Here is a 14,508-nt window from a genome sequence, read left to right as displayed (position 1 = left end):
CCCGTCGCCTTTACGCAGCCCGGTACGACCAGAAAGCCCATCACTGGAATCCTCCCCGGCATGTCCGTTCTGATCGGTAGAGTGGTTTGAGGGGTGGTCTTAGGTTTCGTGGATTAAAGGGTACCTGTTGAAGTGTTGAGACGAGATTGCCGAAGCCAGGATATGACTTCTTTGTTTTGTCATATCGGGTGGTGATGCGTCGTCAGTTCCTGAGTTTATTGAAGGGGCGTTCGACGAGATAACGCCAGCGAGAGTTGTCCCTGTTGTGACCCAAAGGCGAAGCACGATGCTCCACTTGCCCTGGTCATCAGGCAGATGGCGTCCTTGCGATCCGGTGTGGACAATCCACATTATACCTTCGAAATAGATGCTTGTTTTTCGCAGGATGGCCGCCACGACCTCGTTTGAGGCACAAGCAGTGTCCCGATGAAGGCCCATTCTTTGTCCGGAAGCTCAATGCGCTCCCCAAAATGCAGCCTTGAATCGGTTGCGGATATTACTGTCTATTTTTGTCCGCGGCAATCTATAGTGCATAAAATATGCACGTCTATTTATATAAAAATTCCAAATATATTCTACTGAAAATGCTATAATTCCCCTTATTGTTTCGTATTGTACTTCAGATGTATGGTCATATGTGTCACGTTTCAGCATGATTTTTGAGACTGGGACATCTGTTTCTGTAAAACTCTGTCATTGTTCGTTGCTGTGCCGACAGTGCGTGTCGGTTATGATAAACGCCCCGTATCAGCCCGGTCCGGGAGGGGGCAGCGTGTGACACAGCGGATTTTTGTCGTGATGATTCTGGCAGGGTTGGCGGGATGTTCTCATCCTCGCTCGCAACCGGCCGACAGCCGCTCGACGCTGTTGCGCCCACTCGCGACCAGCGGTTCGGACAACCAGAAAGACACCGTCAGGGCAGACCACAAGATCCATGGCGCCGTCAGCGTCGGAACAGGTTTCGGCGGCGGGAGGAATTACGGCCTTGGCTCTCAGTCCGGTTTGGGGGCCATGACCGGAACCGGTACGGGCGGGATGGGGCTGACGCCAGAGGGTTGGTAATCCCCCGGCGTTGCGGGCCTTCAGTTCAGAGGCGCGATCTTCACAACAATATACGGCATGACCTCAAGGTCCTTACCGTCATGGAAAACCGGCAGCCGCGCCCACTGCCCAACCGTCCCGTAAAGCGCCCCATTGGCATAGGTCAGACCATCGGGCTCAGTCATGCGCGGATCATGCGCCACAACCGAAATCTCGCCATTTGGCTTGTGGCGAAGGATGGCGTGGCGTTCGTCATCGGTGATGTAAATCGAACCATCCGGCCCGGTCGCCATGCCGTCGCCCATGCCCGTCTCGCCCTCATCCTTCACAGCCCGCTCCAGCGTTGCTTCGCTGGCTTTCGGATCGGACAGAACAGCGGTCGGCGCGGAATAAAGACGTCGGCTGGTCTGGGGTTGCCAGTAAAGCGTCTGCTGGTCCGGGCTGATGGCGATACCGTTCACACCACCTTGCGGTACAACAGCATGGTTCGGATCATAACGCCCGGCCACACCGTCCATGACGGCCACAAAACCCTGCACCGGCATGACAGAAACCGTATCGGCCAGAATGCGCCGCTGATGGCCTGTCGCCAGATCCACAACAACCAGCGCCGGATGCACATCGGTGGACGTATCGGTAATGAACGCCGTCCCCGCCGCACCATGCGTCAGATCGATCCGCACATCATTGACGTGACTGTCCGGCAGCAGGGCAGGTGCACCCAACGGCACGACCTGCGCGATTTTCCCGCTCGTGGGGTCGATCCGGAACAGCTTCTGCGCGCCTGCAACAGTCCCCGTGCCCGCAACCATTCCTTCATCCAGAACCCAGAGCTGCCCCTTCGCATCCACCGTCATGCCAAGCGGTGAGACAAACTGCGCCTGCGCGGCCGCATCGGGGAAGGGCGTCAGTTTTCCGTTCGCATAGAGCGCCAGGCGCGGCCCGGAATGTTCATGCGCACTGCGCGGAAAGCCAAGCACCAGACGCCCGTCGGGCAGCACGGCAATACCGGAGGGCTGGGCATTGGAAAAATGCCCGATGATCTGCACATTCCCCGACGAAAGCGTGCCTTTATCCACGGTCTGGGCAGCGAGGGCAGGGGAGGCGGCGCTCAGGGCCGCAAGAGCGGCGCTGAACGTAAGAGCCAGAAGTGTCTGATGGGACATGGCTGAAATCTCCTTTACCGTGAAAGGACCAGAGCGACCGTACGATGACAATTCACGCAAGCGCGATCGGGCAGATCAGGTTCGCAGCAGCCTCTCCCGCAAAGCCGGATCATGGGCATACAGGAACAGCCCGTGGATGCCGCGTGTGAGGATGACGTTCAGGGCATTGAGAATAACGCGCGTCTTTGCTTCTTCCGGCGCCGCAATCCCGTCGCGTCCCTGAAACGCTGCGCTGTCCTCATAACGCTCCGGCCGCACCCCGATCCGGTCATGCTTCACGTCATAAAACAGCGACGGCCCCAGGATGACGCCTGCATAATTCAGATCGAACCCTTGGATTGTATAGACGGACCCCACCTCGTCGATCGTATCCGGCCGCTCGGCCCAGGGCAGTTTTTCGCGCGGCAGGGAGCGGTCCCAGCGCAGGATTTCTTCCAGATGGTTCTGCTGCGTGAAATGGTTGTAACGGTCCGGCCGCGTCAGAAGCAGATGCGCTTCGTCGACCAGTACGATATCCATGCGTCGGCCGGTTTTCGCAGACGTGTTGATGAATGTCGTCGGGCGCTCGTAATCGCTCTTGCGCAGGGCGGGCATGGTGGCCGCGATGTTGCGATAGAGCTTGAGCATCTCCGGATGGTTGACGATCAGCATGTTCCGAAGGCCCTTCAGCGGGTCTCCTGCCGCGCCACTCCGCGCCCGGGTCTGAAGCGCATTGAAGATCGCATTCAGGACAACGCTTTTCCCCGTGCCCGCCGCCCCTTCGATCACGAAAAGAGCGCTGTCATCCGCCTGATGCCGCTCACAGAACGACATCACCCGATGCAGCAATTCCGTTTGCGGCTCCGACAACGTCAGCTCGGGGGAAAGTTTCTGCGTCGCAGCGTTATCCAGCGCGCGGGAGGAAGCGGCCACGCGTTTCAGTCCGCGCCGATATCGGCCACTTTGGCATTCGTGGCGCGCTGGGCATCCGCAGGCGTGATCCGCACGACAAAACCCTGCCCACCCGCATTGATATAGACATGCTCGCGTGGCATCGCGTCCTGCGAAATCACGACGGGGATCGGTGTTCTGGAGCCGAACGGGCTGGTCCCGCCGGACTGGAACCCCGTCAGTTCCTGCGCCTTCTCAGGGGCCATCATCCGCGCATTGCGCCCGTCAAACAGCGCCGCGACCTTCTTCAGGTTCATCCGCTGGTGAGCAGGGGCCACGACACAGACCGGCTGTTTCTTGTCCACTTCGACCACCAGCGTCTTGAGGACATCCTCGGGTGCCACGCCGATGGCTTCGGCCGCCTGCATTCCGATCAGGCCGCCATTAGGGGCATATTCATAATCATGGACGCTGAAGGGAATGTTTCTCGCTGCCAGAAAAGCCGTTGCGGCTGTTTCGCGGGTCATGTGAGTGCTCCGTTGCCAGAAACAGGTCTTCACACACCGGAAGGCTGAAACCGTTGGGAACCAGCTCCGGTCAGGACCTGCAATAGTCTGTCATGTATATGACGGCCCGAAACCCGATTGGCAACACGACGCCCGGCGGGGGCGATCGGGTTCAGGAAGCCTGTTTTGGCAGCGCATAAATGTATCGTTATTGATAGGACGGATGACATTTTTTCTGTTATAGTTTAACGGTAAAGATATTCCGGAAAAGCCGGGATCCGGGAGAATCGGCATGAGTGCCCGGCTAGTTGAAACCCTGTCATGAGGTTAACCGTGGATCAGAAGACCGTCTGGATCGGGACGAACTGGAAAATGAACAAGGGCCCTGCCGAAGCCGTTGCGGCGGCCCGGGCCCTTGCTGCATTTCGTCCCCCCGAGGGCGTTCGGACTTTCGTGAATCCGCCGTTCACGTCCCTGAAAGACGTGAGCGCGGCCCTTCAGGACAGCTCCATGATCGTGGGCGCGCAGAACATGTTCTGGGAAGACAGTGGTGCTTGGACCGGGGAAATTTCTGCCCCGATGATCGCCGAATGTGGCGCATCCATGGTGGTGATCGGCCATTCTGAACGCCGGCAGCATTTCGGCGAGACGGACTGGACGGTGAACCTCAAGGTCCGCGCGGCGCTGAAGCACGGTCTGCAGCCGCTGATCTGCATCGGTGATACGCTGGACGAATTCGAATTCGGCGTCTCGCAGGAAACGCTCGCCCGACAGGCGAAAATCGCCCTGCACGGGCTGTCGCAGGAGGATTTTTCGCGGGTTCTGATCGCCTATGAGCCCGTCTGGGCTATCGGTTCGGCGGGACGCCCGGCAGAAGCCCCGTTCGTGTCGCAGATCCATACGAAACTGCGCGCCGTGATGCAGGAGATCACTGGCCCCGATAGCACCGTCAGGATTCCGCTGCTCTATGGCGGCAGCGTATCTCAGGCCAATATTCGCGACTATGTCGCCCTGCCGGATGTGGATGGAGTGCTGATCGGCCGTGCAGGCTGGGAGCCTGCGGATTTTATGAAGCTGATTGACAGCGTCAGCACGCTGCTCTCTGCCGGAGTGGATGCCTGATGAATGCCGTGCTCGTGGAAGGGCAGGTTCTGTCTAGCCGCCGGCGCGGGATCCTTGATTATGTCACGGAGCGGGGCGTGGTGCCGGTCGGGGATCTGCTGGAGCGGTTTTCGCTGAGCCGGGCCTCGATTAACCGGGACCTTCTGGCCCTGTCCGCGCAGGGACTGCTCCGCCGGGTCGGCCCGGATATCACGGCCCTGCCGAGCGCGAGTTCTTCGGGGAGCGTGGTGTATCGGGCGCGGCAGGCCGTTGCACAGAAACAGGCCATCGCTGCGCTTGCGGCCTCCCTGATCAGCCCGGGCGATACGGTGGCGCTCGATGATTCCACAACGGTGCGGGCGATGGCAGACAGCCTCTCCGCCATCGCGTCGCTGACAGTCGTGACCAACAGCCTGGGGCTAGGGACGCGTCTGGGAGCCTGCGAGACTCTCGGCCTGATTGGTCTGGGCGGACGGTACAGCCCGACATTCGAAGCCTTTGTGGGAATGGTCTGCGAACAGAGCGTGATGTCCATGCACATCGACTTGGCATTTGTTTCTGCCGCCGCTATCCACGGTCTGACGGCCTATCATCAGATCGAGGAAATTATCCGCGCCAAACAGGCCCTGATGGCGGTGGCGGACTCTCGTGTGCTTCTGGTGGACAGCGGGAAGTTCGGTAACTCGGCCATGAACCGGCTGGCGGCACTTTCCGAGTTCGATGTGGTCATCACTGATGACGGCATTGATCCCGGGTATGCCGCAATGCTGCGCGATGCGGGCATAACGCTGAAGATCGCGGCTGTGTCCCTGCCTGCGGACCGCGCCCTCACTGCGGGCTGAGTGTCTCCTCGCGCGTCATGACCGGAGCCGCGGGCCAGAATGTGGCCGAGACTTCCGCCTGCAAGGCCGCAAGCTGGTCCTGGATATAGATCATGTATTCATGCAGCCCGCGAGAAATGATGTCCTCGGCGGTCTGATCTTCAAGCGTAGCGCGCAGATTGATGATGCGTTCCTGAAGCGGACTGCACTGATGGCGCAGGTTGTAATGGGTGGACAGCGCGTTGAGCGTGTTGTCCACCTGTCGCAGATTGAGCATCAGGGAGCGTGGAAAACCCTCGTTCTTGAGCAGAAAACCCACCACATTGGCAGGCGTCGTGGTAACGGGCTGCAGGCGCCGGAACGCGTGATACGCCGCTGCGGAGCGCAGGACAGACCCCCACTGCGTGATATCAATCTGCGAGCCCGGAGTTTCGCCCCCGGGCAGAAGCGTATGATAGCGGATGTCGATCAGACGGGTGATCTGATCAGAGCGTTCAAGATATTTGCCCAGCAGATAGAACAACCACGCCTGATCGCGGTACAATGTGCCTTCCGTAACGCCGAAATGCGTCTGGCAGTCCTGCTTGAGACGGTTGCACAGCTCGGACAACCCGTCGCGCCTGATGTCGGAGGTGGAGAGCTCCATCATGCTCCGGGTGAAGACATTCAGCTGCATCCACATCTCGGTGGAAATCAGCGGCCGGGCCGAGCGTGCATTCTCCCGAACCATATGCGCCATGGCGCGGATGGAGGTAGGGTTCGCGTTTTCGGTGATGTAGAAGGCGAGGATGTTCTCTTCCGTTGCGGGAAGGGGATAAATCGCAGCGTAGCGCTCCTCGTCCGAGTTGATCTGGAGAATGGAATCCCATCCCGGGCTGCCATCGGGATTACGGACAAACGCTTCCGTGACCTCTAGGAGCCGCGCGAGGTTCTCGATCCGCTCCATGTAGCGGGCAAGCCACATCATGCTCTCGCCATAGCGCGACAGCAGCATGTTTAGATTGGCGAGCATGGCGGGAAAACGCGTGCCTGTCTGTGTCATCGCGCCATCACCCATGTATCTTTCGAGCCGCCGCCCTGAGAGGAATTGACGACCAGTGACCCTTTGCGTAGGGCCACGCGGGACAGGCCGCCGGGGAGAACCCATGTATTGTGTCCGGTCAGGGCAAATGGCCGCAGATCCACATGCCGCGCCTCGACCCCGCTGGGACACAGTGTCGGGGAGACGGACAGATCGATGACAGGCTGGCTGATATAGTTGGACGGGTCCTCAAGTAGTTTGGTGCGGAACTCGTCCAGCTCCGTTTGCGTAGCCTGCGAGCCGATCAGCAGACCATAGCCGCCGGACTCACCCACCGGCTTGATGACCAGCTTGTCCATATTGGCCAGTGTGTAAGCCAAACCTTCCTCTTCGGCGCAGATATTCGTCTGCACGCTGTCGAGAATGGGATCTTCGCCCAGATAGTAGCGGATAAGACGTGGCATATAGGCATAAACAGCCTTGTCATCCGCCACCCCCGTTCCCAGTGCGTTGGCCAGCGTGACGTTGCCGCGGCGATAGGCCTCCACAAGGCCGGGAACGCCGAGCATGCTGTTGGGGTTGAAGGCCAGCGGGTCCAGAAATTCGTCGTTGAGACGGCGATAGATCGAATGGACAGGGCGAAGCCCTGCCACGGTGCGCATATAGACCCGGTGGTTTTCAACGATCAGATCCCGCCCTTCAACAAGCGGCACTCCCATCTCGCGCGCTAGGAAAACATGTTCGAAGTAGGCGGAGTTGTAGATGCCGGGTGAGAACAGCACGACCTGCGGATCGCTCACGCCCTCGGGGGCGACCTCGCACAGCGTCTGGTGCAGCCTGAGGCCGTACTCCTCGACCGAGCGAAGTGGCATGCCTGAGGCTAGATCCGGCATTAGCCGCAGCATCATGTGCCGGTTCTCGATGACGTAAGACACACCCGAGGGCGTGCGGGCATTGTCTTCGAGCACCATGAAACGCCCGCTGCGGTCGCGGATCAGATCGGTCCCGTTGATATGGACATAGACGTCGCCAGGTATGCGTACACCGACCATGGCTTCGCAGTAATTCGGATTGTTGAGTACCAGATTGGCAGGGATGATGCCGTCCCGCAGGACATGGCGCTCATGATAGATATCCCGCAGGAACAGATTGAGTGCCTTGACTCGCTGCTGCACGCCACGGTCAATATGATCCCATTCTGCAGCTGTAAGGACACGCGGGATCATGTCGAAAGGCAGGATGCGGTCGATCGCTTCGCGGTCGGAATAGACGGTGAAAGTAATGCCCAGACGATAGAGCTGTGCTTCCGCCGTGTTGGTGCGGTGGCGCAGTTCGGCAAGATCGAGCTCTGCAAGACGATCACGAACGGTCTGAAGGGGCGGGGAGAGCGCATCCGTCCGGTTCATGAGTTCGCAGAAGAAATCCGGCGTGTCATAGGCAGTGAACATCCCTGCCGCGCTCTTGGCAGAGGCGCTGGAAGCCGGGGCGATACTAGCTGGAGAAGCACTGGCAGAAGCGGGACTGGGAGACTGCAAAAACGGCCTGTTCATTCTTTGCCTCACACCCCTGTTTATCGCCGACCCTGTGCCAATGGGAAACCCGATCAGCCGTGGCGCCTCGTTACGATATTTTATTAACGGAGCAAGATTCCAGCGCTTTGCCAAGCGTGAAATTTTCCATTTGGGCAGATCGGGAAAAGTCCTGCGGAAATTGTTGCGGTTCCAGGGAAGACTGATAGGGTAATATTTCGACTGCTCTCAGACCCAATGGTTGCCGGAACGGGATGGCCCGAAAATCACGCGTCTGAATCTGAGTATCTGAAACCGTTTCCACAGGGCCTCCTGAGCATGAATTCCCGCGTCATACTGCGCCATCAGACCCGATATCAGTATGACCGGCCCGTCTTCCTGGGACGTCAGACCGTGCGTTTGTGTCCCGTGCCGCGCGTGCGAACCTCGATCCACGATTACGAGCTCGAGGTCTCCCCGGAGAATGCGGACGTCACTTGGCGGCAGGACGCTTATGGCAACCGGCTGGCAGAAGTGCGGGTTCCCGAGCGTGTGACGGGCTTCGATGTTTCCGTTCGCATGGATGTGGATCTGGGCGTCCGGCCAACCCTGTCCAGGCTTGTGGAGGCGCCGGTCTGTACCGCTTATCGCGATGTGGACGCGGCTGGTGCGCGGGTGTCGCGCTTCGTCGAGGCCTGGCAGATGGCGGGTGTGGACAAGACTTTGGAAGCAGTAGCGGAGCTCAACCGTGCCGTGGCGGAGCATCTGACCTATCAACGCCGGCTTGAGCCGGGAGTCTGGACACCTGAAGAGACGCTGCAGCGGCAAAGCGGATCGTGCCGGGATAGTGCGTGGCTGCTGGTAACAGCCCTGCGGCATCTGGGATTTTCGGCGCGTTTCGTGTCTGGCTATCTGATCCAGTCCAACGTCAGCGACGGGTTGAACTGCGATTTGCATGCCTGGGCGGAAGCCTGGATTCCCGGAGACGGCTGGGTCGGCTTTGATACGACATCGGGACTGGTGGTAGCGCAGCATCACATTCCGCTGGCGGTGGTCGGCCGGCCGGAAGAAGCTGCCCCCATTTCCGGAATGCTGGACCTCTGCCGCGCCACGTTCGATGTGACGATGTGCGCGGAGCCCCTTTTGGTCGGGCGCGAGGCCCCGGAGCTGGCCATTATCGGGCAACCCGGTGTAATGCGATCTCATGAAGCTCTTTGAGTGCCAGTCCTGCGGTCAGATCCTCTTTTTTGAAAATACGGTCTGCGAGCATTGCCGCCGTGCCGTCGGATATCTGCCCGAGCAGTCGCTGCTGACGGCGCTGGACCCGGCCGGGGACCGGCTGTGGCATCCGCTAGAGCCCTCGGTGAAACACGAACGGGTCTTGTACTGTGCCAATCATGACGATGACGTCTGCAACTGGCTGACGACGCCGGATGCGACAGGGGGGAGGCCGTTCTGTCTGGCCTGCCGGTTCAACCGGACGATCCCGAATCTCGATATTCCTGGAAATCTTGAGCGCTGGCGGAAGATCGAGGTCGCCAAACATCGCCTCTTCTACACGCTGTTGCGGCTGAAGCTGCCGCTGAAGGATCGGCGTGAGGACCCGGAAAACGGATTGGTGTTCGATTTCCTCGACGATGCGCCGGACGGGTCATCCTCCGTTATGACCGGACATGCCAGTGGCGTCATCACCATCGCCATACGTGAAGCTGATGATGCGTCCCGTGAGCGGATGCGTGTCGAGATGGGGGAATATTACCGCACACTTCTGGGGCATTTCCGGCACGAGATCGGCCATTACTACTGGAATGTTCTGGTGCGTGACGCCGGGCGGCTGGACGAGTGCCGCGCCGTGTTCGGCGACGACCGAGCAGATTACCAGAAGGCGCTTCGGGTCTATTACGACAGTCCTGCTCTCCCTGACTGGCAGGACAGTCATGTCAGCGTCTACGCCACCTCCCACCCCTGGGAGGACTTTGCCGAGACCTGGGCGCACTACCTGCACATCGTCTCCACGCTGGAGACGGCCTGTGCGTTCGGCGTGAGTGTGAATCCGCGGGTGGCCGGGATCGGCCATTCCCCGGTTCGAACGCTGGGTGACCCGTACACGCAAGCGTCCTTCGAGGAGATCATGCAGGCCTGGCTGCCGCTGACCTATGCGGTGAACAGTATGAATCGTTCCATGGGGCTGGCGGATTTCTATCCGTTCGTACTGACTGCCGGGATCATGCACAAGCTTGCCTTTATTCACCGTCTGATTCGTAAAAGTCAGCCTGCCTGAAGGCTGACTTTATTCAGAACGCTTGCCGCCCGGTTGTGCAGCGCATATCGTTCTGCTTCCGGGATCGGATTCAGTATTTTCCCGGAACGATCCGCTTCTGATTCTTAATACTGATTCAAATCCGTTTCCGCATTATCCCTGCTGACCTGCTCAGGTGGACTGTCTATGTGTAAACGATCCGGCGTTCTGCACTTCGCTCTTTCGGTGACGACGATACTGTCTGCCGTTTCTCCTTCGTCCCTCATGGCCGCGACCCGTCATCCGGCCGTTGTGCATAAACATGCCTCCCGGGCTGCGGCTCCGGCTCCACGCGTGCATCGTCAAGTTGGGCCTTATATCAGCCAGAGTGCGGAAAGCATGGCAGTTATGGCCCGTCATCCGCCGCGCGGTACAGTCGAGACTGTCAGTCAGAAAATGCTGGCAGAAGCACCGGCCGGTACCAACCCGATGAAGGTGATCTCCCAGCTTCCCGGCATCGTGTTCCAGTCTGGTGATGCACAGGGTCTCGATACCTGGAGCTCCCAGATTTTCATGCATGGTTTCCAGCAGCAGGAAATCGGCATGACGCTTGATGGGATGCCGCTCGGGGAAATGACGTACCGGAATTATAACGGTCTGAACCCGATCATGGCGATCTCGTCGGAGAACGTGGCGCGCATTGACGTATCGCAGTCCGCCGGTGCGGAGAGCATGGCGGCGAGTAACAATCTGGGCGGCGGGCTGAGCTATGTTTCGATGACGCCGTCGGACAAAATGGGGGGCACGGCTGCGGCGGGTTTTGGCAGCTACAGCACCTATCACACGTTCCTGCGTTTCGAGAGCGGCAAGCTCAACTCCAGTGGTACGAAGTTCTATACGTCCTACATGCGCAACGATAGCGGGATGTGGAAGGGCTATGGCGAGCAGTTCATGCAGCAGGTGAACGCCAAGCTCGTGCAGCCGATCGGCCATGACAGCTCGATTTCGGCATTCTTTGACTGGAGCGACTTGCACCAGAACACCTATCCGGACATCTCTCCACAGATTATCAAGCGGGTGGGCTATGGCTTGTCTAGCTACGAGAACGGCAGAAATTCCGGCTATATTGCAGCCGTGAATGCAGCGAACGGGATCTATCCGGGGAAGGTCGGCACGCTCGATGATCCGGCAGATGCGGCCTATTATGATGGCAGCACGAATACGGTCGATACGTTTGGCGGGATCAAGGCCGATCTGCGCCTGACGGAGCGTCTGACCTGGAATACCACTGCCTACGGACATGGCGAACGCAACCAGACATCCTGGGCAACACCCTATTTCCCGTCGCCCACGGGATCGCCAGTCAGCGAACTGATGAAGGAGCCGGAAATCAGGCGTTTCGGCATCGTCTCGGCACTGCATTACGATATCGCGCGCAATCATATCGGTGCGGGCGTCTGGTACGAAAACAACAGCTACATGTCGCCTATGAACGCCTATGCGCAGCCGGCGGTGGTGAATGGCGTGGTTCAGGGAAGGGTGCATGATCCGCTGACCCAGTGGCGCGATCCGTTCGCTCAGATCTTTAACCAGAACTACAACACCAACACATTCACGGCCTTCGTGCAGGACACCTATAACGTGCTGCCGAACCTGGCCCTGCATTTCGGCTTCAAGTCCCTGCTGAGCACGACGCGCGTCGGTGACGGTTATCTGAACCAGAATTATTACGGCGCGGGTTCCGCGATCGCGAGCGGCGTGGGGTTGACGGTCGCCAAGCCGTTTCTGCCGCATATCAGCGCGGACTGGCATTTCCTGAAGGACCACGAGCTGTATTTCGATATTTCGGAAAACGCCCGGACTTATGCTGAATCCGGCTACAAACTCTCGACCTCACCTTTTGCAGTGTCGCAGGCCGCTTATGACGATACGAAATCCACAATTCGTCCTGAGACGGCATGGACCTATGCGATCGGCTATCGCTACACAGGCAAGGTGGTTGCCGCGACAGTTTATGCGTATCGAACGAACTACAACAACCGTCTTCAGCAGATCACGGAAGGGCCGGTCGTTAATCCGATCTCGGCCGTTTCGAACGTGGGCGGGGTGACGATGAATGGCGTGGATGCGGGCCTGACGCTGACGCCGTTCCGTGGTTTCGCACTGACCAACTCCGTCAGCTACAACCACGGTGTTTATGATCAGAACCTTGTCAGCGGTGCCACGGTCTACGCGACGAAGGGTCAGCAGGTCGTGAATTATCCGCGCTTCATGTACAAAGGGCGCGTGTCATACGAATGGCGCGGCATGACGGCCTATGCCGATGGTAGCTACACGGGCACGCGCAATTACAGCTACACGGGTGACGTCAAGGCACCTGGCTACTGGCTGACGAATGTGGGTGTGCAGTACAGTTTCGGAAACATGAAGAAGTACAATCGCTATCTGGGCGCCATCAAAAACCTGACGGTCGCGTTCAACGGCTCCAATCTGACGAACAAGCGTTATATTTCCACGATGGGTCAGAACGGTAATCCGGCGGATATCGCCTCGGGCGCGCTAACGGATCAGTCCATGCAGATCGGTGCACCGCGCATGTTCTTCGGAAGCGTGCGAGCAGACTTCTAGGACAAAAAGCCCGTGGCTTGGGCCGCGGGCTTTTTTTTGCTGTCAGGCGGGGTCCTCAGGTACGGATGATGCTCAGTCCAGGCGTACGGAAGGCCGGACAAAGGTCTCGACCCAGTCGGAGTAAAAGGACATCAGCCCCCGGTAATACCCGAACAGCTCGATCTGGTGCTGGCGATACAGCATCAGATGCGCCATCCGCGCCCAGAAGCCATGCGAAATACCGCCTCCCCACACGGTGCCACCCGGAAGCGCCGCCCAGCCATTATATTTTCCCAGAGCTACGATCGCGCCTTTGTTGTGGAAAATACAGCCGGGAACCTTCTGGCCACGTTCGATCCAGGCGGGCAGATAGTGCGCGAGATGCCGGGCTTGCTGGCGGGCGACCTGCGCCGTGGCGGGTAGAGGATCGTTCTGAATGAAGGAGCAGTCTCCCAGGGCGAAAATCCGTTCGTCATCAATGGAGGACAGGTTCGGATTGACGAGGATCTGGCCGGTCCTGTTGAGCGTCAGCCCACCATAGGCAGTCGTGACCTCAGGGGCACGGACGCCCGCCGCCCAGACACGGAGTTTTGCAGGAACATAGGACCCGTCTTTCAGCGTGAAACCATGCTCATCAGCTGCCGCGACACGCGCATTGGTGCGGACGGTCACGCCGATATGTTCGAGTTCCTGCTGTGCCGCAGCTGAGACGGATTCCGGAAAAGCGGGCAAGATACGCTCGCCGGACTGCAGCAGCGTGACATGCAGTTTGGGGGGAGCCTTGCCGAAAGCATGCAGGTTGTACGGTCCTACGATTTCCAGTGCTTTGTGAAGCTCCGCGGCGAGCTGGACACCGGTGGCTCCGCCGCCAACAATCGCTATGTCCAGTTCGGAATTGTTGGCGAAGGCGCGGAGCAGCTCCATCCGGAATTTTTCGTTGAACGCATTGGCATCGACGAGATTGTCGATGGACATGCAGTGTTCCTTGACGCCGGGCGTGCCGAAATCATTGGCGGTACTGCCAATCGCGATGACGATCGTGTCGTATTTCATGCGCCGGCTTTCCAGAACGACGGTGCCGTCGGCTTCCAGAAGTGGGCTGAGAACGACCTCGCGGTTTTCGCGATCAATGGAAGCGACCTCACCAGGCCAGAACTCGAAATGGTGCCCACTGGCCTGGGAGATGAAGTTCACCTTGTCGTTTTCGTTGCTGAGCGTGCCGGAGGCAAAGCAGTGCAGCATCGGTTTCCAGACATGGGAAAAGCTCTTGTCGATCAGCGTAATGCGCGCCTTACCGGGTTTTCCCATTGACTTGCCGAGGCGGGTTGCAAGGGAAAGACCGGCAACACCGCCACCGACAATCAGAATTTCAGATCGAGACGCCATCGGTTTTCAGGCCTCCGTTCAGGGGGTGGGCGACAGAAAAAGGCACGAGGGGAGGGGCGTTTACCGCAAATCGACGCAGTAAACGGGTTATTTCGTACAGACTGTTATGGTGATTTCGGAAAGGCCGAAAATCATATTCAGGTGACTGAAATAAAGATCGATGAATTCTTTGCTGTGATCAGTAAACAACTCAAATAAACGTGATGAATTAGGAATGCGACGTGCCGAGAAAGGGGGGCCGG

The 14,508-nt window shown here is 58.8% G+C and carries 12 protein-coding genes; 6 read left to right on the top strand and 6 right to left on the bottom strand.

Going from position 1 to position 14,508, the window contains the following annotated elements; translation table 11 throughout:
• Positions 1–774 precede the first annotated feature (774 nt).
• On the top strand, positions 775–1,062 hold the full coding sequence (locus GSP01_RS11055) for a hypothetical protein (protein ID WP_141353545.1): 288 nt from the start codon (positions 775–777) through the stop codon (positions 1,060–1,062).
• Between the two features lie 20 nt (positions 1,063–1,082).
• Here the strand turns inward: GSP01_RS11055 and GSP01_RS11050 are convergent, their stop codons facing one another.
• From GSP01_RS11050 to GSP01_RS11040, 3 genes are all read right to left on the bottom strand, one after another.
• A complete protein-coding gene (locus tag GSP01_RS11050; protein WP_141353543.1) occupies positions 1,083–2,207 on the bottom strand; it encodes an SMP-30/gluconolactonase/LRE family protein in 1,125 nt (374 codons plus the stop codon).
• A gap of 75 nt (positions 2,208–2,282) precedes the next feature.
• On the bottom strand, positions 2,283–3,119 hold the full coding sequence (locus GSP01_RS11045; protein ID WP_141353541.1) for a DNA/RNA helicase domain-containing protein: 837 nt from the start codon (positions 3,117–3,119) through the stop codon (positions 2,283–2,285).
• 5 nt (positions 3,120–3,124) lie between these two features.
• A complete protein-coding gene (locus GSP01_RS11040) occupies positions 3,125–3,604 on the bottom strand; it encodes an aminoacyl-tRNA deacylase (RefSeq protein ID WP_141353539.1) in 480 nt (159 codons plus the stop codon).
• Between the two features lie 312 nt (positions 3,605–3,916).
• Here GSP01_RS11040 and GSP01_RS11035 point away from each other — a divergent pair, with 312 nt between their 5' ends.
• Together GSP01_RS11035 and GSP01_RS11030 are read left to right on the top strand one after the other, a co-directional pair.
• On the top strand, positions 3,917–4,705 hold the full coding sequence (locus GSP01_RS11035) for a triose-phosphate isomerase (protein ID WP_141353537.1): 789 nt from the start codon (positions 3,917–3,919) through the stop codon (positions 4,703–4,705).
• Positions 4,705–5,526 (top strand): DeoR/GlpR family DNA-binding transcription regulator, encoded by an 822-nt coding sequence (locus GSP01_RS11030; protein ID WP_141353535.1) that lies wholly within the window; start codon positions 4,705–4,707, stop codon positions 5,524–5,526. Before GSP01_RS11035 ends, GSP01_RS11030 begins: the two co-directional genes overlap by 1 nt.
• On the opposite strand, the gene GSP01_RS11025 is transcribed toward GSP01_RS11030, so the two are convergent.
• Together GSP01_RS11025 and GSP01_RS11020 are read right to left on the bottom strand one after the other, a co-directional pair.
• On the bottom strand, positions 5,513–6,562 hold the full coding sequence (locus tag GSP01_RS11025) for an alpha-E domain-containing protein (protein ID WP_174787593.1): 1,050 nt from the start codon (positions 6,560–6,562) through the stop codon (positions 5,513–5,515). The two genes, GSP01_RS11030 and GSP01_RS11025, sit on opposite strands and share 14 nt — an antisense overlap.
• Positions 6,544–7,974, bottom strand: a complete 1,431-nt coding sequence (locus GSP01_RS11020) for a circularly permuted type 2 ATP-grasp protein (RefSeq protein WP_174787595.1) — start codon at positions 7,972–7,974, stop codon at positions 6,544–6,546. The genes GSP01_RS11025 and GSP01_RS11020 overlap by 19 nt, the downstream gene beginning before the upstream one ends.
• Positions 7,975–8,373: 399 nt before the next feature.
• Here GSP01_RS11020 and GSP01_RS11015 point away from each other — a divergent pair, with 399 nt between their 5' ends.
• From GSP01_RS11015 to GSP01_RS11005, 3 genes are all read left to right on the top strand, one after another.
• Positions 8,374–9,252 (top strand): transglutaminase family protein, encoded by an 879-nt coding sequence (locus tag GSP01_RS11015; protein ID WP_141353530.1) that lies wholly within the window; start codon positions 8,374–8,376, stop codon positions 9,250–9,252.
• Entirely contained in the window at positions 9,239–10,315 is a 1,077-nt protein-coding gene (locus GSP01_RS11010; protein ID WP_141353528.1) for a zinc-binding metallopeptidase family protein, read from the top strand. Before GSP01_RS11015 ends, GSP01_RS11010 begins: the two co-directional genes overlap by 14 nt.
• A gap of 165 nt (positions 10,316–10,480) precedes the next feature.
• A complete protein-coding gene (locus GSP01_RS11005) occupies positions 10,481–12,901 on the top strand; it encodes a TonB-dependent receptor (protein ID WP_141353526.1) in 2,421 nt (806 codons plus the stop codon).
• A gap of 72 nt (positions 12,902–12,973) precedes the next feature.
• On the opposite strand, the gene GSP01_RS11000 is transcribed toward GSP01_RS11005, so the two are convergent.
• A complete protein-coding gene (locus GSP01_RS11000; protein ID WP_141353524.1) occupies positions 12,974–14,266 on the bottom strand; it encodes an NAD(P)/FAD-dependent oxidoreductase in 1,293 nt (430 codons plus the stop codon).
• Between the last annotated feature and the right edge of the window lie 242 nt (positions 14,267–14,508).

It is taken from the genome of Gluconobacter sphaericus NBRC 12467 (genome assembly GCF_006539125.1).
GTDB lineage: Bacteria > Pseudomonadota > Alphaproteobacteria > Acetobacterales > Acetobacteraceae > Gluconobacter > Gluconobacter sphaericus.
The sequence above is the reverse complement of the archived record's forward strand: the minus strand, read 5'-3'. Positions and strand labels throughout refer to the sequence as shown.

What these genes read in the sequence shown, in the direction of transcription:
- GSP01_RS11050 (WP_141353543.1), bottom strand. Translation starts at nt 2,207, where the DNA reads ATGTCCCATCAGACACTTCTGGCTCTTACGTTCAGCGCCGCTCTTGCG.
- GSP01_RS11040 (WP_141353539.1), bottom strand. Translation starts at nt 3,604, where the DNA reads ATGACCCGCGAAACAGCCGCAACGGCTTTTCTGGCAGCGAGAAACATT.
- GSP01_RS11030 (WP_141353535.1), top strand. Translation starts at nt 4,705, where the DNA reads ATGAATGCCGTGCTCGTGGAAGGGCAGGTTCTGTCTAGCCGCCGGCGC.
- GSP01_RS11025 (WP_174787593.1), bottom strand. Translation starts at nt 6,562, where the DNA reads ATGGGTGATGGCGCGATGACACAGACAGGCACGCGTTTTCCCGCCATG.
- GSP01_RS11020 (WP_174787595.1), bottom strand. Translation starts at nt 7,974, where the DNA reads ATGTTCACTGCCTATGACACGCCGGATTTCTTCTGCGAACTCATGAAC.
- GSP01_RS11015 (WP_141353530.1), top strand. Translation starts at nt 8,374, where the DNA reads ATGAATTCCCGCGTCATACTGCGCCATCAGACCCGATATCAGTATGAC.
- GSP01_RS11010 (WP_141353528.1), top strand. Translation starts at nt 9,239, where the DNA reads ATGAAGCTCTTTGAGTGCCAGTCCTGCGGTCAGATCCTCTTTTTTGAA.
- GSP01_RS11005 (WP_141353526.1), top strand. Translation starts at nt 10,481, where the DNA reads ATGTGTAAACGATCCGGCGTTCTGCACTTCGCTCTTTCGGTGACGACG.
- GSP01_RS11000 (WP_141353524.1), bottom strand. Translation starts at nt 14,266, where the DNA reads ATGGCGTCTCGATCTGAAATTCTGATTGTCGGTGGCGGTGTTGCCGGT.